Source organism: Actinomadura sp. NPDC049382 (assembly GCF_040677125.1).
GTDB lineage: Bacteria > Actinomycetota > Actinomycetes > Streptosporangiales > Streptosporangiaceae > Spirillospora > Spirillospora geliboluensis.
On the sequence record NZ_JBFARO010000003.1, the window covers coordinates 155,186 to 175,151 of the forward strand.

Here is a 19,966-nt window from a genome sequence, read left to right on the forward strand (position 1 = left end):
CGGAGGAGATCTTGCGCGTACACGGAATGGCCTGGGTCGGGTCGCGGACACCGCGGTTCGAGTCCATGCGCCGCTTCCTCTCCGACGTCGTCGGCCTGCCCGTCGGCCTCGACCAGCCGGACGCGGTCGTGTTCGACCTGCCCGACGGCGACGCCTTCGAGGTGTTCAAGCCCACCGACACCGAGCACTCCTTCTTCGACCACCCGGTCGCCGGCCTGCTGGTGGACGACGTCCGGGCCGCCCGCGCGGAACTGGAGGCCCACGGCATCGCGTTCATCGGCGACGTCCACGTGGGCGTCGCGACGTCCTGGGCCACCGAATGGTCGCACTTCCGCGCCCCCGACGGGCACGTCTACGTGCTGGTCAGCCGGCCGGCGGCCCACCCGGGCGGCAGCCGCCGCGCGTTCGACGAGCTGCGGATCTGCCTGCGCGTCCGCGACCTCGACGCCGCCGTCCGCACCTACCGCGACGGCCTCGGCCTCCCGGTCGTGGACGAGTGGACGCACCCGGGCGGCCAGCGCGGCGTGCTGTTCGCCGTCGCGCCCGCCGCGATCGAGCTGTTCGACGAGGCCCAGTGGGACCTCGTCGACGACGCCGAGACCGGCGCCCGGCACGGCCGCGACCACGCCCTGCGCGTCGAGGTCCGTGACGAGGCCGAGTTGCGCGCCCTCGCGTCCCGGCTCGCCGCAGCGGGCGCCGCCGTCCAGGGTGAGGCCGTCGACACACCGTGGGAGCAGCGCTGCCTGCGCGTCGGCCTCCCCGGCGACGAGCAGCTCACCCTCTTCACCCTCCCGGACGAGGAGCGCCGCGTCCGGGAGGCCGCCCGCCGCCTGCTGCCCCGCTGACTCCACCGGAGATCGCACATGAGCGTTGAAGCGCTGTTCCGGCCAGGCCGCATCGGCTCGCTGGAACTGAAGAACCGCGTCGTGAAGTCGCCGCAGACCACCGCGCTGTCCAACCAGGACGGCACCGTCACCCAGCGGCTCGTCGACCACTACAAGCGGCTCGCCGAGGGCGGGGTCGGCCTCGTCATGGTCGAGTACAGCTACGTGGACGACGACGCCAGCAAGTCGATCCAGGCGCAGGTCGGGATCGCGCGGCGCGAGCACGTACCGGGCCTCGGCTGGCTCGTGGACGAGGTGCACGCCGCCGGCGCGAAGATCGGCATCCAGCTGGAGCACTGCGGCCGGCAGAAGTTCCTCGGCACCGCGCCGATCAAGTCGGCGTCCGACGTGTCCTGGGACTACGTCGAGGCGCAGTACGGGGAGCGCCCGGTGCCGATGACCGAGGCGGAGATCGCGGGAGTCGTCGCCGCGTTCGCCGACGCCGCCGAGCGCGCCCACCTGGCCCGCTTCGACCTGGTGGAGGTGCACGCCGGGCACGGCTACCTGCTCACCAACTTCCTGTCCCCGCACACCAACAAGCGCACCGACCGCTACGGCGGCTCGTTCGAGAACCGGGCGCGGCTCACCCTGGAGGTCGCCGGGGCGATCCGCGCCCGGGTGCCGCGCGACTTCCCGCTGAGCTTCCGGGTGTCGGTCACCGACTACGAGGCCGACGGCATCCCGGTCGAGGAGACGGTGGAGCTGGCGCGGCGGCTCGAAGCGGCGGGCGTGGACGTCATCCACGCCTCCGGCGGCCACCACGCCCTGATGGAGTACGAGGTCAGCCCCTGGTTCATGCCCCGCGCCCCGCACCGCCGGGGCTGGGAGCGGATCAAGGCGGCGGTGTCGGTCCCGGTGATCGGGTCGGGGTCGCTCGTCAGCCCCGAGGTCGCCGGGGAGATCGTCGCGTCCGGGAGCGCCGACTTCGTGTCGCTCGGCCGCGCGATGCTCGCCGACCCCGACTGGACCCGCAAGGCCGCGGCCGGGCGCCTGCTCGACATCGTGCCCTGCATCCGCTGCAACGACGGCTGCCTGCACCGCGGCCTCAACGCCGGCCGCAGCACCGGCTGCGCGGTGAACCCGAGCATGGGCGCGGAGTACCGCTACCCGGTCGAGCCCGCGCCGGCCCCCCGGCGCGCCGCGGTCGTCGGCGGCGGCCCCGCCGGGCTGCGCGCCGCGGCGGTCCTCGCCGACCGCGGCCACGCGGTGACGCTGTTCGAGCCGGGCCCGCTCGGCGGGACGCTGCGCGCCGCGACCCGCTCGTCCCGCAAGGGCGACCTCGCCGCGCTCCGCGACCACCTCGTCCACCAGGTGGAGACGCGGAAGGTGACCGTCGTCGCCGAGCGGGCCGACGCGGCGGCGCTGACCGGGTACGACATCATCATGGTGGCGACCGGCGGGACGGGCCGCCCCCTTCCGGGGACGCGGCACGCCCGCGACGTCGGCGACCCGTCCGAGGTCGTCTCGCCCGTCGTCGTGGCGGGCGGCGGCATGACCGGCGCGGACACCGCCCTGTGGCTCGCGGACGCGGGCCATCGGGTCACGCTCGTCGAGGCGGGCCCGGCCCCGCTCGGCAACGGGGAGGTGTTCACCGACGCCGCGGCGCTGCCCGGCCTGCTCGCCGAGGCCGGGGTCACCGTCGTGACCGGCACCGAGATCACCGGCGCGGACGGGGCGGGCGCCCGGACCGCCGACGGCCGGACGATCCCGGCGGCCACGGTCCTCGCGGCCACCGGGTACGACGCCGCCCCGGACCTCGCCGAGGCGGCCCGCGCGACCGGCGCGGAGGTCGTCGTCCTCGGCGGCGCCCGCCGCCCGGGACGCGTCATGGACGCCCTCCACGACGCGTTCTTCGCGGCGCGCAACGCCTGAGATCCGGCACGAGAGAAAGGAGGCGCCATGGGCGTCCTGGAGGGGAAGTCGGTGGTATTCACCGGCGCGGGCTCGGGCATCGGGCGGGCGGTCGTGCGGCGCTACGTCGCCGAAGGCGCCCGCGTGGTCGCCATGGACATCGACGGAGACGGGCTCGCGAGCCTGGCCGCCGAGACGGGCGGCGCGGTCGTCCCGCTGGTCGCGGACGTCCGTTCGTGGGAGGGCAACGTCACGGCGGTGCGGACCGCCGTGGCCGAGTTCGGCGGCCTGGACGTCCTGGTCGCCAACGCGGGCATCACCGACGGGGCCCGGCCCCTCCTCGACATCCCCGGCGAGGACCTGACGGCCGCGTTCCAGGAGCTCATGGCCGTCAACGTCCTCGCCGCCCTGCTGGCCGTGCGCGCCGCCGCCGACGCGCTCATCCGCAGCCGGGGCTGCGTCATCATGACCGGGTCGTACGCGAGCTTCCACGCGTCCGGGGGCGGCGTCCTCTACACCGCGTCCAAGCACGCGCTGCTCGGCGTCGTCCGGCAGCTCGCCTACGAGTTGGCGCCGGACGTTCGGGTCAACGGGGTCGCGCCTGGTATCGCCCCGACGCGCCTGCGCGGCATCGACGCCCTCGGCCAGGACCGCTCCGACTCCGTCCTGGACGGTACGGCCGCCGTCCTGCCCCTGCAGGAGGTGCCCTCCACCGAGTCCTACGGCGGCCTCTACACGCTGCTGGCCAACCCCGCCGACTCGGGACATCTCACCGGCACGGTGATAAACGCCGACAGCGGCCTGTCCATCCGCGGCCTGGCCGCCCCCGGCGGCCGCGTCAATCGATAATCCGACGCCGAAGGGGGCATTCGCGAATATCTGCGAATGTCCTGAAGGAACGGAAGGCGCTATTCCAGTAGCTTGCCGTCCGCGGAAACGTCGTGCATCAACTCGGCGATGTCGGTGGGGATCGGGGGGACGGGTTCACGGCGCACTCCGGTATTCGGCGACCACACGAGGTTGACTCGCAGGTCCGGATCGGGATCGGGGTAGTCGGACCGCTGGTGGGAGCCCCGCGTCTCCCGCCGCTCCAGTGCGCACTCCAGCGTCGCGCGGGCGGCGAGGACGGTGGCCTTGAGGTTGAAGGCGTGCGCGAGGTCTTGGAAGCCGCTGATGTCGATGTGGACGCCCAGGTCAGCCAGGCGCGCCTCGATCTCGTCGAGCCCGGTCAGGCCCGCGGTGAGCCCGGACTCGTCCCGCACCACGCCCGCGTGCTCGGTCATCAGGTGGCGCACCGACCGCTGCAGGGCGCGCACGTTCTGGTCGCCGTCGGCGGTCAGCAGCCGGTTCACCTCCGCCTCCGCGGCGCGGATCGCGCCGAGCGACCGGCGCTGGCCGGTGAGCCGGGACGAGTACTCCACCGCGGCCCGGCCGGCGAGCCGGCCCGAGACGAGCAGCTCGATCAGCGAGTTGCCGCCCAGCCGGTTCGCGCCGTGCAGGCCGCTCGCGGCCTCCCCGATCGCGAAGAGCCCGACGACGTCGGTGCCCTGGTCCTCGGGCCGCACCCGGACGCCGCCCATGGAGTAGTGGGCGGCCGGCGCGACCTCGAACGGATCGCGGGTGACGTCGAGCATCTGCAGGTCCAGCAGCGTCCGGTGCACCCGTGGCAGCCGGGTCAGGACCGTCTCGCTCGGGAGGTGGGACAGGTCGAACCACACGCCGCCGGACTGGCTGCCCCGCCCCTGCTTGATCTCGGTGTAGGACGCCAGCGCGACCCGGTCCCTGCCGGACAGCTCCATCCGCTCGGGGTCGTAGCGCGCCATGAACCGCTCACCGAGGTTGTTGAGCAGGACCCCGCCCGCGCCGCGCGCGACCTCGCCGACGATCGTGCCGGGCGCGTTCTCCGGCTTGATCAGCCCCAGCGGGTGGAACTGCACCAGCTCGGGGTCGCGCAGCCGGGCGCCGGCCTCGGCGGCGAGGCGCAGCGAGTCGCCGGTGTTCTCGTCCCGGCGCGAGGACGTGTGCCGCCAGATGCGCGTGTGCCCGCCCGTCGCGAGGATCACGGCGTCGGCGTGCACGAGGTAGCGGGAGCCGTCGTCGAGGTCGAACCCGTAGGCGCCGAACACCGTCCCGTCGTCGACCAGCAGCCGGGTCACGTACAGGCTCGACAGGACGGGCACGGCGAGCTGGCTCGCGCGGGCGCGCAGGACGCGCTGCACCTCCAGCCCGGTGTGGTCGCCGACGAAGGCGGTGCGCGGGTGGGAGTGGGCGCCGAAGTACCGCTGGGCGATCCGCCCGTCCTCCCGGCGGTCGAAGCTCATCCCGAAGCGCAGCAGGTCGTTGATGCCCTGCGCGGCGTTCCGCGTCACGAGCAGGACGGTGCGCGGGTCGGCCAGCAGGCCGCTCTCCTGCAACGTGTCCGCCGCGTGCTGCTCCCACGTGTCGGCGGGGTTGGCGGTGGCCAGCGCCGCGTTGATACCGCCCGCCGCCATGACGGTGTGGGCGTCATCGGCGGCGCGCTTGCCCACCGCGACGACCGCGACACCGGCCTCGGCGACTTCGATGGCCGCTCGAAGCCCGGACCCACCCGTCCCCACCACCAGGACGGAGGTGGAGAGCTGGTGTTCGAGCGATGACAAGGGACCTCCTGCGAGGGCGGACGAACGATAGACAGTGCTCGACCGGACAGCGGCATCGTTTGTGACAAACCCGGAGCGAGCTTCGAGTGTGGCGTGCGTCACATGCTCGTGGCCCTCGCGCCCCCAGGCTCGGAGCCGGCGCCGTTCGAGGCGCTGGAGGGGGTGTCGAAGAATGGCGTGGATTCTAAGATCGGAAGGCTTTGTCGGCCTGCGCCTCGCCGCGCATCGGACCGCTTTTCGGGGAGAGCTTCTTTGATCATGTGACTGCCGTCCAAAAAATGCTTTGCAATTATGCGGCCCGGCTTCGTTCGATAGGCGTCGGAAGGCCCTGAGCGGCGTGCTGCGACTCGCCCCGGCCTGCTCTGTCCGCTGGTCGGGCGGTGCGTGCGATCTGCTCGTCGGTCACTCGGCCGTCACGTCGCGTCGCCATGCCGGCATGGCCGCGCGGGCATCGGCGCCGCGGCCGCGCGCTTGCATTAGATGAATGAATTCACCGCCTTTTGGTGAAGGGTGACAAAGGGGGAGTGGATTCATGTATCGTTTCAATGTTCTTACTGACGAGCGTCCTGGGCCTTCTCCCGGGAGTCCTTTGGGGAGCCGCTTCCATGACCGCGAGCCCGCCTCCTGTCCTGGTCGGCCGGGAGCGCGAGTGCGCGGCGCTCGACGAGCTGCTCGCGGGCCTGCGCGAAGGCGCGGCCCGGGTCTGGGTGGTCCGCGGCGAGGCGGGCATCGGGAAGTCGGTCCTGCTGGAGTACGCGGACGCCCAGGCGTCCGGGGTCACGGTGACCCGGGCGCGGGGCATCGAGGCCGACATGGAGCTGCCCTACGCGAGCCTCCACCAGCTGTGCGCGCCGTTCCTGGCGGAGATCGAGGAACTGCCGGAGCCGCAGCGCGACGCCCTGCACGTGGCGTTCGGCATGGCCGCCGGAGATCCGCCCGACCGCTTCCTCGTCGGCCTCGCCGTCCTGTCGCTGCTCACCCGCGCGTCCGAGACCCGGCCGGTGCTGGTCGTGGTCGACGACGCCCAGTGGCTCGACCAGGTGTCCCTGCAGACGCTGGAGTTCGTGGCCCGGCGGCTGCTCGCTGAGGCGGTCGCGATGGTGTTCGCCGTGCGCGACCCCGAGGGGCAGGCCGCACTCGCCGGCCTGCCCGCGATGGGGATCACCGGCCTCGACGCCGCCGCGGCCGGGGAGCTCCTCGAGAACGCCGTCGGCGGACGGCTGGAGAAGCGCGTCCGGGAGCGGTTCGTCGCCGAGACGCACGGCAACCCGCTCGCCCTCCTGGAGTTCTCCCGCGGCCGCAGCGCCGCCGAGCTGGCCTACGGCCTCGACGCGAACCGGCCGCGCGTCCAGGGGCCGGTGTCGAGCCAGGTCGAACACGACTTCGCGCGCCGGCTCGCCGCGCTGCCGGCGCCGACCCGGACGCTGCTGCTGATCGCCGCCGCCGAACCGGTCGGCGACGCGCGCGTGCTGGCCCGCGCGGCCGCCGCCCTGGAGATCACGCCGGACGCCGCGCCCGCCAAGGCGGCCGGGCTGATCGAGTTCGGCGAGTCCGTCCGGTTCCGGCACCCGCTGGTCCGCTCCGCCGTCTACGACCAGGCCGACCCCGGCGAGCGCCGCGCGGTGCACCGGGCGCTGGCGGCGGCCACCGACCCCGTCCTCGACCCCGACCGGCGCGCCTGGCATGCCGCGCAGGCCGCCGAGGGGCCGGACGAGGAGGTCGCCGCCGAACTGGAGCGCGCCGCCGGCCGGGCGCGGCAGCGCGGCGGCATGGCCGCCGAGGCCGTGCTGCTGGAACGCGCCGCCGAGGTGACGCCGGACCGCTGGGCGCGGGGCCGCCGCGCCCTCGCCGCCGCCGAGGCGCACTTCTCCGCCGCCTCGCCCGACCGCGCCACGGAGCTGGCGACGCTGGCCGAGCTGTGCCCCCTCAGCCCCCTGGACCGCGCCCGCCTGGCACGGCTGCGCGCCACGATCCTGTTCGCCCGCGACCGCACCGACGAGGCGGCGCCGCTGCTCCTCGACGCCGCCGCGCGGTTCGCCGCCGCCGAGTCGCCGCTGGCGCGGGAGACCTACCTGGAGGCGATCAGCGCCACCATCTTCGCGGGCCGGGTGCATGGCCCGACGGGCGCCCGCGCCGCCGCGACCGCGGCCCGCGAGTCCGGCGCGCCCCCGTCCGGCTCCAGGGCCGCCGACCTCCTCCTGGACGGGGTCGCCGCGCTCCTCGCCGACGGCCCCGAGACGAGCGGCCCGGTGCTGCGCCGCGCGCTGGAGCCGCTCGTCCACGAGGAGCTCCCCACCCGGGAGGCGACGATGCGGTGGCTGCTGCTGGCCCCGGTCGCGCTGGAGTCGTTCATCCACTACGCCTGGGACCTGCCCGCCTGGGACCTGCTGGCGACCCGCGCGGTGCGCCTGGCCCGCGACATCGGCGCGCTCGGCGTGCTGCCGCCGGCGCTGATCTACGCCGGCGGCGTGCACATCCACTACGGCGACTTCGCCGAGGCGGCCCGGATGATCGACGAGGCCGACGCGATCGCCGCCGCGACCGGCCACGCCCCGCACCAGTACGCGGCGCTCGTCCTCGCCGCGTGGCGCGGCGACGAGGACAGCGCGATCGGCTACATCGAGGACGCCAGGGCCAGCGCCGCGCGCGGCGAGGTGTCCCTCCTCGGCGTCAGCGGCTACGTCCAGGGCGTGCTGTTCAACGGCCTCGCACGCTACGACGAGGCGCTGGCCGCCGCCCGTTCGGGCATAGACCACGACGGGTTCAACTTCACCGGCCTGTCCCTGGTCGAGCACGTCGAGGCCGCGACCCGCTGCGGCGAGCTGGACCAGGCCCGCGCGTCCCTCGACCGGCTCGTCGAACTCACCGGCGCCGCCGACTCCGGCTGGGCCCGCGGCGTCAGCGCCCGCAGCCGGGCCCTGCTCACCGACGGCGACGAGGCCGACCGCCTGTACCGGACCGCGATCGAGGAGCTCGCCCGCGACCGCGTCGCGGTGGAGGTGGCGCGCACCCACCTCCTCTACGGCGAGTGGCTGCGCCGCAGCCGCCGCCGCTCGCAGGCCCGCGAGCACCTCCGCACGGCCTACGACATGTTCGACGGGATGCGGGCGCACGCGTTCGCCGAGCGGGCCCGCCGCGAGCTGCTCGTCAGCGGCGAGCACGTCCGGGTGCGGGAGGCCGACCCGGCGAGCGCCCTGACCCCGCAGGAGTCGCAGATCGCGACCCTCGCCGCCGGCGGCATGACCAACCCCAAGATCGGCGCGGAGCTGTTCATCAGCCCGCACACCGTGGAGTGGCACCTGCGGAAGGTGTTCTCCAAGCTCGGCATCAGCTCCCGCCGCGAGCTGCCGAACGTGCTCGGGATCACCCCGGCCACGGATACGGGGGGCACGGCCGCACCCGCCTGATGCAGGCTGCGTAGGCCCCGGGGCGGCACCCATGGGGGTGCCCCCGGGGTGCCCCACGGACTCGACCACGGACTTCGAGGGCGCGGTGGAGGGCACCGCGGAACCAGAGTGGAGCCATCGTTCAGATGCCCACGAAGAGGAGCCCCCGATGTCCGTGCTCAGCCTGGAGACGACGCCGGCCGAACCCTCGGCCGCCCGGCCGGCCGAGGACGATCTGGACGTCGCCCTCGACACCTTCATGGCCCACCGGACCCGCCTGTTCCGCATCGCCTACCGGGTCCTCGGCGACGTCCCGGGCGCGGAGGACGTGCTCCAGGAGCTGTGGCTGCGCTGGCAGCTCACCCCCCGCAGGAGGATCGAGAACCCGGCCGCGTTCCTGACCACGGCGGTGAACCGGCTGGCGATCAACGTCGTCCAGTCCGCGCGCCACCGCCACGAGACCCCCACGGAGTTCCAGCCGGTCGACCTCGCCGACCGCGCCCAGGACCCCGTCCAGCGCGTCGAGCAGACCATGGCCATCGGGGAGGCGCTGGCGCTGCTCATGGCGAGGCTGACCCCGGACGAGCTGGCCGCCTACGTCCTGCGGAAGGGCTTCGACTACGCCTACGCCGACCTGGCGGAACTGCTGCGCACGAGCGTCTCGAACGCGCGCCAGCTCGTCCGCCGCGGCCAGGCGCGCCTCGAAGGCGACCGCGAGCGCCCGGTCCCCGCGGAATCGCACCGCCGCCTCGTCGCCGCCTTCCAGGCCGCGGTGGCCACCGGCGACCTGGAAGCCCTGGCCCGGTTGCTCGCGCCCGAAGGCCACGTCCACCGCCGCCTTTCAGCGACCCCCCGCTCCGCCCGCCCAGCCCGAACCGCCGCCTGACGCCAGGCGAACCATTCGGGGGAAATGCAAAGGGCATTCGCGACGACTACGCGAATGCCCTGAGAGGTTACGGGTGCGCCGTCAGGGACTTGAACCCCGAACCCGCGGATTAAGAGTCCGCTGCTCTGCCAATTGAGCTAACGGCGCCCGTCGTGTGGGGCCTTGGCCGTGGCCGGGGCCCTTGCGACAGGAAGAACAGTACCAGGGGCTGCGGAGCAGTGCGAATCGGTTAGTCCTGGGCGGGCAGGACGCTGACCATGCCCCGCCAGAGGGCGATGGCGGTGGCGCGGGAGCTCACGCCGAGCTTGGCGTAGATGCGGTTGACGTGGTTCTTCACCGTCTTCTCGCTGAGGAAGAGCTGGCGGGCGATCTCCCCGTTGGAGCGGCCGGTGGCGATGAGGTCCATGACCTCGGACTCGCGCGCGGACAGGCCCAGGGTGGTGCGGGAGGCGTCGCGGACGCCGCGGATCAGGTCGTGGACGGTGAAGGAGCCGGGCGCGAGGTGGCCGCAGGCGCCGGCGCGGAGGGCGGCCTCGATGGCGGCCGGGTCGTCGGAGAGCAGGAACACGCGGGACGCGCCGCTGAGGGGGTGCGCGTGGGCGGCGGAGGCCGCGTCCAGGAGGACGATGTCCGGGCGCAGGCGCCGCGCCAGGGTGAGGGCGGTCTGGGGATCGGGGGCGTCGGCCACGACCTGGAGTTCGTCGCTGGCGTCCAGAAGGGAGATCACGTCCGTGCGGGCCCGTGGGTCGGCGTCCACCACGAGGACGCGCAAGGGGGCCGTCTCATCGACACTCATCCGTTGCCCTTGGCGTGTCGTTGACATGTATAGGGACGGAGCATAACGGGACGTTCTACAAGAGTCGATGGACCGCGGCCTGCGGTTACCGCCTTCTAATACTTCGGCAGGTGATATATCGTCCGCCGTATGGTCAAGCGAACCAAGGTGATGAGCGAGCCCACGTACTTCGTGCTGGCCGCGCTGCTGGACGGGCCGCTGCACGGCTACGGGATCATCAAGAAGGCCCAGGAGCAGTCGGACGGGCGGGTCCGGCTGGCCGTCGGCACCCTCTACGGCGCACTGGACCGGCTGGCCGGCGACGGGCTGATCGCCGCGGACCGCGAGGAGACCGTCCAGGGCCGTCCGCGCCGCTACTACCGGCTGACCGAGGACGGGCACCAGGCTGTCACCAGGGAGGCGCTGCGCTTGGAGCAGGCCGCGCGGGTGGTCACGGGCCGCACGACCCTGGCGACAGGGGAGGCCGGCGCGTGAGCGGCAGGTTCGCGGAGCACTGGTACCGGCTGTTCCTGCGGGCGTTCCCGCGCGCACACCGAACCCAATACGGCGACGAGATCGTCGGCACGCTGCTGACCGGCACCGTGCGCCGGGTCCCCTCGCCCCGGGAGACGGCCGGGCTCCTCATGGCGGGCTTCGCCGCCCGGGTCCGCGCGGCCACCACCGTCCCGTGGTGGGCGGACGGCCTCCTTTCTCGGCCCGGCGTACCACAACTGGGTCTCGCTGGCCCCGTACGGCGTGCTCGCGATCGGCGCCGTGGTCCTCGCGGCCGGGCGGTCTGGCGCCCTGAGCCCCTCCCCGCCCGGCACGGCCGCCGCTGATCCCGGGGGCCGGACGCGGAGAAGCCCCGGTCATCTTCGCGATGACCAGGGCTTCTCTCTTGCCTGGGGTGAGTGAGGGGACTTGAACCCCCGACATCTTGGACCACAACCAAGTGCTCTGCCAGCTGAGCTACACCCACCATGGCCGGAATCGCTCCCGGCTCCAAGTAGTGTAGCGGCTCCGGGAGGGTGGGTCAGCCGGAGGACACCATGCCGGCGATGCGGCGGGCGGTGTCGGAGTCGGGGCCGGGCTGCGCGACGAAGACGGCGGCGCGGTAGTAGCGCAGCTCCTGGATGCTCTCCGTGATGTCGGCGAGCGCCCGGTGGCCGCCCTTCTTCTCCGGGCTGGCGAAGTACACGCGCGGGTACCAGCGGCGCGCCAGCTCTTTGATGGACGAGACGTCCACCATGCGGTAGTGGAGGTGGCCGTCCAGGGCGGGCATGTCGCGGGCCAGGAAGGACCGGTCGGTGGCGATGGAGTTGCCGCACAGGGGCGCCTTGTTGGCGTCCTTCACGTGGCCGCGGATGTAGCTGAGGACGGTGTCCTCGGCCTCGGCGAGGGTGACGCCCGAGGGGAGGGCCTCCAGCAGGCCGGACGTGGTGTGCATGTCCCGGACGACCTTGGTCATCTTGGTCACCGTCTCGGGGGGCGGTTTGATGACGACGTCGACGCCCTCGTCCAGGATGTTGAGCTCGCTGTCGGTGACCAGTGCGGCTATCTCGATGAGCGCGTCGTTGCGCAGGTCGAGTCCTGTCATCTCGCAGTCGATCCAGACCAGCCGCTCGTTCATGGATTCACCCTACGGCCATGGACGACTGCGCGGGGCATCGAGCCCGATCGAGTTAGCGCGTCACGCGTTGGGCGATATGTCCGGGAATGGGGATGCCGGGGCGCAGCAGCGGGTCGGGGGACGGGGTCCCGAACGTCTGCCGGACGGGGAGGACGCCGGCCCACAGGTCGAGCGCGTAGTCGGGCTCGTCGTCGCCGGGCGGGCCCTGCCTGACCTTGACCGAAGCCTCCGAAAGGGAAATCGCCAGGACGGAGGTGGCGGCGAGTTCCTTTCGGGTGGGTTGGCGGATTAGATCCCACTGGCCGGGGGCGAGTTGTTCAGTGACGGCCCGGAGTGCGGCGAGCTTGGCGTCGGTGTCGGTCACCGCTTGCGGTGTGCCGTAGATGACCGCGCTCCGGTAGTTGATGGAGTGGTGGAACGCCGAACGGGCCAGGACGATGCCGTCCACATGGGTCACGGTGACGCACACCTCTTGGGACGGGCCCGCCATCAGGCTGCTCGCTCCAGTGGAGCCGTGGATGTAGAGGGTGTCGTCAACGCGGCCGTATCCGGTGGGAAGGACGCGCGGGGTGCCGTCCACGACGATGCCCAGGTGGCAGACCAGACCGGCGTCAAGGATGTCGTAGAGGGCGGAGCGGTCGGTCCTGGAGCGTTCGGGAAGCCTGCCCACGCGCGTGCGGGCGGTCGAGGAGAGTGGATCCATGGCCGTTTACGCTAGAAGAAAAGTGGCCTGGTAGGTATGGCCACTTGGTGCGTATAGCCGGAGACCACTTTGTCGATCGATCTGCCCCTCGTCGTTGACCGGGACGCCAAGGAGCCGATGAGCGCGCAGCTCGTCGGCCAGTTGCGGGAGGCGATGGCGGAGGGGCGGCTTGCGGCAGGGGAGCGGCTTCCGTCCAGTAGGGCGCTGGGGAGCCTGCTGGGCGTCAGCAGGACGGTCGTCACCGAGGCGTATGAGCAGTTGTATGCGGAGGGGTGGCTTGAAGGGCGGCACGGGTCCGGGACGTATGTGACCGAGGGCGTGGCTGCCGAGCCTGTGCCGAAGCAGGAGAAGCCGGTGACGAGCCAGGTGCGGAGGTCGGCGGCCTCGCACGAGATCGACCTGCGGCCGGGCACCGCGTGGATCGGGGCCCTGGACACCCCGGCATGGCGCCGCGCATGGCGGCTGGCTGCGGGGATGCCGCCGCAGCAGCGCCAGGACTCGTACGGCCTGCCGGGACTCCGAGAGGCACTCGCCGGCTACATCAGGCGCAGTCGCGGCGTAGCGTGCCCCCTGGACGGGCTCCTGGTGACGCGTGGAGCGACGAACGGGCTCGACCTGCTTGCCGCGACCGTGCTTCGTCCAGGCGACCGCGTAGGAGTGGAGGAGCCCGGCTACAAGAAGGCGCGCGTCGTCCTGGAGGGGCGTGGCGCGGAACTGGTGCCGTGCCCGGTCGACGAGCACGGCCTCATCGTCGAGGGCCTGCCGGACGACCTCCGCATCGTCTACACGACGCCGTCGCACCAGTACCCGATGGGCGGCGTCCTGCCCATCCCGCGCAGGCAGGGCCTGCTGGCATGGGCGCGGCGCAACGGGGCGCTCATCGCCGAGGACGACTACGACGGCGAGTTCCGGTTCGACGTCGCGCCGCTGCCCGCCCTGTACGGCCTCGACCCGGACGTGGTGGTCTACCTCGGCACCACGGCGAAGATCCTTACGACGGACATGGGCGTCGGCTGGCTGGCGGGGCGCCCGGACCTGGTGGCGGAGATCGCGCTGCGCCGGGAGCGGCTGAACGACCGCACGGCCGTCGTCCCGCAGGACGCGCTGCGCATCCTGCTGGAACGCGGCGATCTGGACCGGTACGTCCGGCGGATGCGCGCCGAGTACGCGCGGCGCCGGGAGGTGGTGGTGCGGGCGCTGGACGGCCTCCCGCTGCGCGGCGACACCGCAGGACTGCACCTGGTGGTGGACGTCCCGGAGCCCGAGGCGCGGCGCATCTCGGCGGCGGCCGGCGAGCGGGGCGTCCTCGTGGAGACCCTGGAGCGCCACCACATGGGTCCGAGCCGCGCGTCCGGCCTGGTGATCGGGTACGGCTCGGCCGCCACCACGACCGAACTGCGCAAGGGCTGCGAGATCGTCCGCGCCCTCGCCGGGTAGCGGGCGCGGCCGGGGTCAGTTGGACATGGCGGTCTGCCCGACCGGGACCGGCTCCGAGGCGGGACGCAGCGGCGAGTCGTTCTGCGGGGCGGCCGTGCGGACGGGGTCGGGCGTGCGCGGGCGCGGCGGCAGCAGCCGGGTCCCGGCGGGCGCGCTCGGGGCGCGGGGCTTCGGGATGGGCGCGACGGGGGTGTCCGGCCCGGTGATGCGCCGGATGTCGATGCCGCCGGGGTCGGGCCGGTCGAGCGTCGGCACCTGGGACGCCCCGTAGTGCCCGCCGCGCGCCCAGTCCTTGCGGGCGCGCAGCGAGTGGTAGGACTGCGGGGACGGCAGCGGCGGCCCGGCGGGCCAGCGGCGCGCGACGCCCCACGCGTCCAGCCACTGGACGATCGCGTCGAGCCCGGTCAGCAGCGAGCCGGTGAACGGCGTGCGGGCCTGGCCGACCACCATGATCTGCGCGCAGACGCGGCCCTCGCGGCCGACGCCGCCGCCGAGCAGCCGGGCCGCCCGGGTGATCGGGAGGAGCTGGACGATCTCGCCGGTGCCGGGGTGCCACACCAGGTGCGGGGGCCGGTCCTCCTTGACGAGGTCGGCGGCCACCGAGCGCGCCGAGACGCTGCGCGGATCGTGCTCTCCGGCGCACCATACGACCCGGGGAGCACCCCCTCGCAACGCTCCGCCGTCGTGTCGTGCCGGCATGCGGCCGGCTCCTGGCAGCCATGCGTCTGCCACGGTGCGTCCCCCCCAATCGGGCGGTCTAGTCCCGAATGGTCTAGTCCTCTTCTCTTTAGCCCAAGCGAGACTCATAAGTCCAGCCTGCCGTCTCATGGGCCGATGTGACGGCTGTCGACCTCCGTGCCGGGTGGCGACCCAGCGTGCTCGGGTGTCGTCGCTGAGGAGTACCCCAGGTGTCCAAAGATTCCACCTTGAGGCTGGTTTTTCTCCTGGGAGTTTCGGGGAAGCGGACGCCCGTGCCCGAAGCGCTCATCGTTCGCGCAGGTCAGCACCAATGCTGAAGGTCAGGTGAAGCCTCCCTGCAAGTCGGCCGGAAGTGGCCGACAACTTACGGCGCGTATAGGCGTCCTCGGTGCCGGGTACGGGGGTGGGGTTCCCAGTCCGGACCGAGCCGCGTTCTAATAGGGCGTCATGACCGTTGACGCAGAACTGCCGGCCGGGGTCCCCGGCATCGACGTCCCCCGCCTCGCGGCCTGGCTGGCGCGCGCGCTGCCCGGCTCGGGGCGGATCACCGCGATCGACCTGATCGCGGGCGGGCGTTCGAACCTCACCTACGGGATCACCCTGGACGGCGGCCGCCGCGTCGTGCTGCGCAGGCCGCCGCTCGGCCACGTCCTCCCGACGGCCCACGACATGGGCCGCGAGTACCGGGTGCTGTCCGCGCTCGGCGCCGGGACGGCCGTGCCGGTGCCGAAGACCCTGGCGTTCTGCGACGACGAGGACGTCATCGGCGCGCGCTTCTACCTGATGGACTTCGTCGACGGCCGCGTCCTGCGCACCCGCGAGGACGCCGCCGGGATCACCCCCGAGCAGGCGCGCGGCCTCTCCGAGGCGCTCGCCGAGGCCCTCGCGGCGATCCACACCGTCGACGTCGAGAAGGTCGGGCTGGGCGACTTCGGGCGCCCGAACGGCTACATGGAGCGCCAGCTCAAGCGCTGGGGCAAGCAGTGGGACAGCTCGCAGGAGGCGATCCGGGCCACCGGCACCGTCCGCGACCTGCCCGAGTACGACCGGCTCGTCGCGCGGCTCGCCGAGCGGCTGCCGGCGGACGCCCCCGCCAGGCTCGTGCACGGCGACTTCCGGCTCGACAACGCGCTCGCCCGGCTGGAGCCGCGCCCCGAGATCGCGGCCGTCGTCGACTGGGAGATGTCGACGCTCGGCGACCCGCTGTCCGACCTCGGCCTGACGCTCGTCTACTGGGCCGAGGCCGCCGACGCCCAGGAACTGCCCGTCGGCGCGACGATCACCTCCGCGCCGGGCTTCTTCACCCGCCGCGAGTTCACCGACCGGTACGCCGCGCTGACCGGCTTCGACCTCGCCGACCTCGACTTCTACGTCGCGTTCGCCTGCTTCAAGCTCGCGGTCATCCTGGAGGGGATCCACGCCCGCTTCCTGCAGAAGGCGACGGTCGGCGAGGGCTTCGACCAGATCGGCGGCGGCGTCCCCGTCCTGCTGGAGCGCGCCCACCGCACCCTGGACACCGGCTCCATCTCCTCCTAGACGGCCCCTACCGGTGGTCTCCCCCGCGCGCACTGTCGTGGGGGGAAACCACCGGTAGGACGGTCGCAGCAGGCTCAGCAGTACTGGACGGACGCCGACACGCCACCGGGTGAGAACGACACCGACCCGGTCTTGCGGCCCCAGCAGATGACGGCCGTGCGCTGCACGGTCACGCTCGCGGACTCGCCCGCCGACAGGTGCCCGCCGCCGCCCGCGCTGAGGTCGCCGGACGTCCCCGTGACACTCCAGTTCACGGCCCCGCCGACGGCGGTGACCCGCACCGTGCAGGTCTCGGCGCCGGAGCGGATCCTGCATCCCTCCACCGACAGGCTGCCCGGCTTGGGCGGCTTCGGCGCCAGCGTCGTCGGCGGCGCCGGGGGCTTCGTCGACGTCGTCTCCGACGGGGACTTCGACGGCGACGGGGACTTCGACGGCGACTTGGACTCGCTCGGGGACGGCGAGGCGGACGTCGGCGACGGCTCGGTCGGTGTCGGCTCCGGCACCTGGGAGTCCCCCGGCGAGGAGCTGTCGCCGGGCACCGCCGGACCGTTCGCGGACGCGTTCGACGAGCCCTCCCCGTCGTGCAGCCACGACCAGGCGCCGACGCACATCACCACCAGCCCGACGCTGACCGCGACGGCGGCGAGCGCCGGACCGCGCCGCCGCGGCGACCGGTCGCGGGCACGCGGCGGCGCCGGCTGGTAGGGGAGCGGCCAGCCGTACTCGTCGAACGGCTCGGTCCAGGCGGCGATGGCGCGGCGGTTGTCGGCGCGGTCCGCGGCGGTCGCGGCGGTCAGCACGTCCAGCCGCAGGTCCGCGGGGATCGCCGCGATCGGCAGGACGGACAGCAGCCGGTCCGGCGGCAGCGGCGGCGTCTCCTGGTCCCCGCACACCGGGCAGCTCCCGACATGCCGGACGAGCGACCCGGCCGTCTGCGGTGTCAGCGGCCACGACTCGGTCAGCGCCGCGAGGCTGGGGCAGCTCTTCCAGTGGTTCTGCGCGACGAGGGCCGCGTGCAGCGCCGCGGCGAGGTCCTCGCGGGCCTTCTCGACCAGCGCGAGCGTCTCCTCCAGCGGGATGCCGAAGACGCCGCACAGGTCGACCTCGTCCAGCTCGTGCCGGACCGACAGGTCGATCGCCTCGCGCTGCCGCCCGTTGAGCGCGGCGAGCGCGCTGTGCGCGAGCAGCCGCCGCTCCTCGCGGCGGGCGAGCTGCTCGGGGGTCAGCTCGTCCTCGGCCTCCGGCGCCTCCTGCCCGATGTGCCGGTTCGGGCTGTCGCGGCGCCGCATGCACTCCTTGCGGGCGATCGCGTACAGCCAGCCGCGCAGCCGGTCCGGCTCGGTGAGCCGTCCCACGTGCTCGCGGGCCGCGATGACGACGTTGCGGAGCGCACCGGCCGCCTCGACCCGGTCGCGCAGCAGACCGTGGCAGTAGTCGAAGAGGAACGGTGCATAGGTGTCGTAAACCTCGGTCAGGGCGATGACGTCCCCGGCTCGCAGCGAGTCCGCCAGCCTGGATTCGTCGCTTCGCCCGGGCCCTGGCTCACCGGCCACGGGAACCCTCCCAGCGAATTCGATGGTGTTGTAGAACGTGCCCCCGGCGAGCCCCGACGTCCGTCGGCCGACTCTGGTTGCCTGATCTTGCCACCAAGTTGCTGAGATTTCTCCCGTATGTGCGGATTTCAGTGACGAATCCGGTACACGCCGTGGCCATCTGTCCTAGTCGGACGGCACACGCGTCACAAAATGTGAACTGAGTCACACAAGGCGATCGGGTGGCCTGGTCAGCCTTCCGGCTGGGGAGGCTCTTGGCCCGGTGGGCAGGTCAGCGTCACCGAGCCGGTGTCGCCCGTGCTGAGGAGGACGGTTCCCCGGCCGCCGGGAGGGGTGCAGTTCCCGGAAACGTGGATCGAGCCCGACTGACCGGCGCGAAGCGTGCCTCCACCGCTGGCGCTGATCCCGCCCGACGCGCGGACGACCGACCAGGTGACCGTCCCGCCGACCGCGCGAACCGTGATCTCGCATGAGCCCGAGCCCGGGCCATCGGTCCGGATCGTGCACGAACCCACATTGAGCCGGCCTGTCTGGGGCGCGGAGAAGGTGGGGCGCGGGGTGGAGGACTGGGTGGCCGGTTTGCGGGTCTTGGACGGCGTCGGGGTCGGGGTCGTCGTGGTGGGGGTGGGCGTCGGGGTCTCGCTCCGCGTGGGCGTCGGCGAGTCGGACGGTTCCTCGGAGTCGGGCGGTGTGGACGGGTCGAGCACCGATTCCGACGCCCCGCCCGCGGGCCCCTGCGCGCTCGTCTCCCCGCGGCCGGACATCACGTAGAACGCCCCGGCCACGATGACGATGACCGCCGCCGCGGCCGCCAGCGCGGGCCAGAGCGCGCGCGGGCCGCGCCGTTCGGAGCCGTCGTCCCGCTGGGCCGGACGGTCGACGACGAGGGGCCAGCCCCACTCGTCGAGCGGTTCGGCGCGGTGCGCGATGTAGCTGAGGTCGCCAGCCAGTGCGGCGTCGGTGGCGGTGGCCATGACGTGCCCGCGCAGGTCGGTGGGCATCATCGCGACCGGCAGCACCTGGAGCAGCCGCGCCGCGGGGGCGGTCCGCTCGTGGCTGGATCCGCACACCGGGCAGGACGCGACGTGCTGCACCAGCGCGCGGACCGCAGGCGGCGGCAGGGGCCGGGTGCCGCCGACGCCGCCGTCCTCGGCGATCCCGGCGAGTTCGGGGCAGCCGCTGCGTCCGGTGCGGGCGAGGTGGACGGCGGCGAGGGCCTCGTCCAGCCGGGCCTGGGCCGCGCCGGTGAGGTCCGTGGACTCCTGCCCGTCCAGGCCGAGGACGCAGCCGACCTCGAAGGTGTCGAGGCCGTGCCGCAGCATGAGGTCGATCGACTCGCGCTCGCGCCCGCGCAGCGTCGCCAGGGCGCTGTGGACGAGCCGCCGGGCCTCCTGCCGGCGGGCGAGCTCCGCCTCGTCCAGGAAGCCCTCCTCGACCTCGGGCGCGCCGCGCCGTTCGGCGGGCCGGTTCGGGTCGCGCAGGCGCCGCATGCACTCGTTGCGGACGAGCGCGTACAGCCAGGCGCGGAACCGGTCGGGCTCGCGCAGCACGGAGACGTGCGCGTAGGCGGCGATGAGCGCGTCGTGCAGCGCCCCGGCCGCCTGCTCCTGGTCGCGCAGCAGCGCGTGGCAGTAGTCGTACAGGCGGGCCGCGTAGCGGTCCATGACCTGGATGAGCGCGCTGGGATCGCCTGCGGCCAGCGCCTGCGCCAGACGTTCGTCGTCCGCGCGATCAAAACTGGGCCAACCGGACACAAGGTCCTCCTGCGGGCTGCTTTCGGATTCCTCGTCCGCATCGTGAGGGACGGGCTGGAAGATCCAAGAGGGAGCGGTGGGCTCTCCCGCCGCCGGTTCGGTCCGGCGGGCGCTTCCCCGTCACGGGCCGGGGGGAAAGCGAGTTGGAGGCCCGACGGCCCCGCTCCCCGTCGGGCCTCCGACTGTTTGACGATCGGGCCCGGCCCCCGGTTGACACCGGGGACCGGAAAAAA

At 73.3% G+C, this 19,966-nt stretch carries 16 protein-coding genes and 2 tRNA genes; 9 read left to right on the top strand and 9 right to left on the bottom strand.

The genetic code is table 11. The features are described 5' to 3' along the window. Positions 1 to 11: 11 nt before the first annotated feature. The 3 genes from AB0K34_RS03275 to AB0K34_RS03285 are packed head-to-tail and all read left to right on the top strand — an operon-like array spanning position 12 to position 3,584. Positions 12 to 845 (top strand): VOC family protein, encoded by an 834-nt coding sequence (locus AB0K34_RS03275; RefSeq protein WP_138637872.1) that lies wholly within the window; start codon positions 12 to 14, stop codon positions 843 to 845. Between the two features lie 18 nt (positions 846 to 863). Continuing rightward, entirely contained in the window at positions 864 to 2,756 is a 1,893-nt protein-coding gene (locus tag AB0K34_RS03280; RefSeq protein WP_138637873.1) for an FAD-dependent oxidoreductase, read from the top strand. A gap of 27 nt (positions 2,757 to 2,783) precedes the next feature. Further along, a complete protein-coding gene (locus tag AB0K34_RS03285; RefSeq protein WP_138637874.1) occupies positions 2,784 to 3,584 on the top strand; it encodes an SDR family NAD(P)-dependent oxidoreductase in 801 nt (266 codons plus the stop codon). Positions 3,585 to 3,643: 59 nt separating this feature from the next. Here the strand turns inward: AB0K34_RS03285 and AB0K34_RS03290 are convergent, their stop codons facing one another. Beyond that, entirely contained in the window at positions 3,644 to 5,374 is a 1,731-nt protein-coding gene (locus AB0K34_RS03290) for an FAD-binding protein (RefSeq protein ID WP_138637875.1), read from the bottom strand. Between the two features lie 605 nt (positions 5,375 to 5,979). Between AB0K34_RS03290 and AB0K34_RS03295 the strand changes: the two genes are divergently transcribed. Continuing rightward, on the top strand, positions 5,980 to 8,781 hold the full coding sequence (locus tag AB0K34_RS03295; RefSeq protein WP_301174460.1) for a LuxR family transcriptional regulator: 2,802 nt from the start codon (positions 5,980 to 5,982) through the stop codon (positions 8,779 to 8,781). A 148-nt stretch (positions 8,782 to 8,929) separates the two neighbouring features. Beyond that, positions 8,930 to 9,646, top strand: coding sequence for a sigma factor (locus tag AB0K34_RS03300; protein WP_364544984.1), 717 nt, complete (start codon positions 8,930 to 8,932; stop codon positions 9,644 to 9,646). Between the two features lie 74 nt (positions 9,647 to 9,720). Here AB0K34_RS03300 and AB0K34_RS03305 read toward each other — a convergent pair. Next, positions 9,721 to 9,793 (bottom strand) — tRNA-Lys (locus AB0K34_RS03305). Between the two features lie 82 nt (positions 9,794 to 9,875). After that, on the bottom strand, positions 9,876 to 10,442 hold the full coding sequence (locus AB0K34_RS03310; protein WP_138637878.1) for a response regulator transcription factor: 567 nt from the start codon (positions 10,440 to 10,442) through the stop codon (positions 9,876 to 9,878). 129 nt (positions 10,443 to 10,571) lie between these two features. Between AB0K34_RS03310 and AB0K34_RS03315 the strand changes: the two genes are divergently transcribed. After that, positions 10,572 to 10,916 carry a PadR family transcriptional regulator gene (locus tag AB0K34_RS03315; protein ID WP_138637879.1) on the top strand — a complete coding sequence of 115 codons (345 nt, stop codon included), beginning with the start codon at positions 10,572 to 10,574 and terminating at the stop codon, positions 10,914 to 10,916. Then, positions 10,913 to 11,260 (top strand): hypothetical protein, encoded by a 348-nt coding sequence (locus tag AB0K34_RS03320; RefSeq protein ID WP_138637880.1) that lies wholly within the window; start codon positions 10,913 to 10,915, stop codon positions 11,258 to 11,260. Before AB0K34_RS03315 ends, AB0K34_RS03320 begins: the two co-directional genes overlap by 4 nt. Before the next feature lie 64 nt (positions 11,261 to 11,324). Here AB0K34_RS03320 and AB0K34_RS03325 read toward each other — a convergent pair. From AB0K34_RS03325 to AB0K34_RS03335, 3 genes are all read right to left on the bottom strand, one after another. Then, positions 11,325 to 11,400, bottom strand: a tRNA-His gene (locus tag AB0K34_RS03325). 54 nt (positions 11,401 to 11,454) lie between these two features. Then, positions 11,455 to 12,051, bottom strand: coding sequence for an oligoribonuclease (gene orn / locus AB0K34_RS03330; RefSeq protein ID WP_138637881.1), 597 nt, complete (start codon positions 12,049 to 12,051; stop codon positions 11,455 to 11,457). A 52-nt stretch (positions 12,052 to 12,103) separates the two neighbouring features. Then, positions 12,104 to 12,754 carry a pyridoxamine 5'-phosphate oxidase family protein gene (locus AB0K34_RS03335; RefSeq protein WP_364544988.1) on the bottom strand — a complete coding sequence of 217 codons (651 nt, stop codon included), beginning with the start codon at positions 12,752 to 12,754 and terminating at the stop codon, positions 12,104 to 12,106. Between the two features lie 69 nt (positions 12,755 to 12,823). On the opposite strand from AB0K34_RS03335, the gene AB0K34_RS03340 reads away from it, so the two are divergent. Next, positions 12,824 to 14,191 (top strand): PLP-dependent aminotransferase family protein, encoded by a 1,368-nt coding sequence (locus AB0K34_RS03340; RefSeq protein ID WP_356948725.1) that lies wholly within the window; start codon positions 12,824 to 12,826, stop codon positions 14,189 to 14,191. Positions 14,192 to 14,206: 15 nt separating this feature from the next. Here AB0K34_RS03340 and AB0K34_RS03345 read toward each other — a convergent pair whose 3' ends face one another. Beyond that, entirely contained in the window at positions 14,207 to 14,890 is a 684-nt protein-coding gene (locus AB0K34_RS03345; RefSeq protein ID WP_364544991.1) for a hypothetical protein, read from the bottom strand. Between the two features lie 447 nt (positions 14,891 to 15,337). Between AB0K34_RS03345 and AB0K34_RS03350 the strand changes: the two genes are divergently transcribed. Next, positions 15,338 to 16,426 (top strand): phosphotransferase family protein, encoded by a 1,089-nt coding sequence (locus AB0K34_RS03350; protein ID WP_301174454.1) that lies wholly within the window; start codon positions 15,338 to 15,340, stop codon positions 16,424 to 16,426. 74 nt (positions 16,427 to 16,500) lie between these two features. On the opposite strand, the gene AB0K34_RS03355 is transcribed toward AB0K34_RS03350, so the two are convergent. Both AB0K34_RS03355 and AB0K34_RS03360 read right to left on the bottom strand, forming a co-directional pair. Continuing rightward, on the bottom strand, positions 16,501 to 17,979 hold the full coding sequence (locus AB0K34_RS03355) for a sigma-70 family RNA polymerase sigma factor (RefSeq protein ID WP_138637886.1): 1,479 nt from the start codon (positions 17,977 to 17,979) through the stop codon (positions 16,501 to 16,503). A gap of 230 nt (positions 17,980 to 18,209) precedes the next feature. Further along, positions 18,210 to 19,733, bottom strand: a complete 1,524-nt coding sequence (locus AB0K34_RS03360; RefSeq protein ID WP_364544994.1) for a sigma-70 family RNA polymerase sigma factor — start codon at positions 19,731 to 19,733, stop codon at positions 18,210 to 18,212. Positions 19,734 to 19,966: the final 233 nt, after the last annotated feature.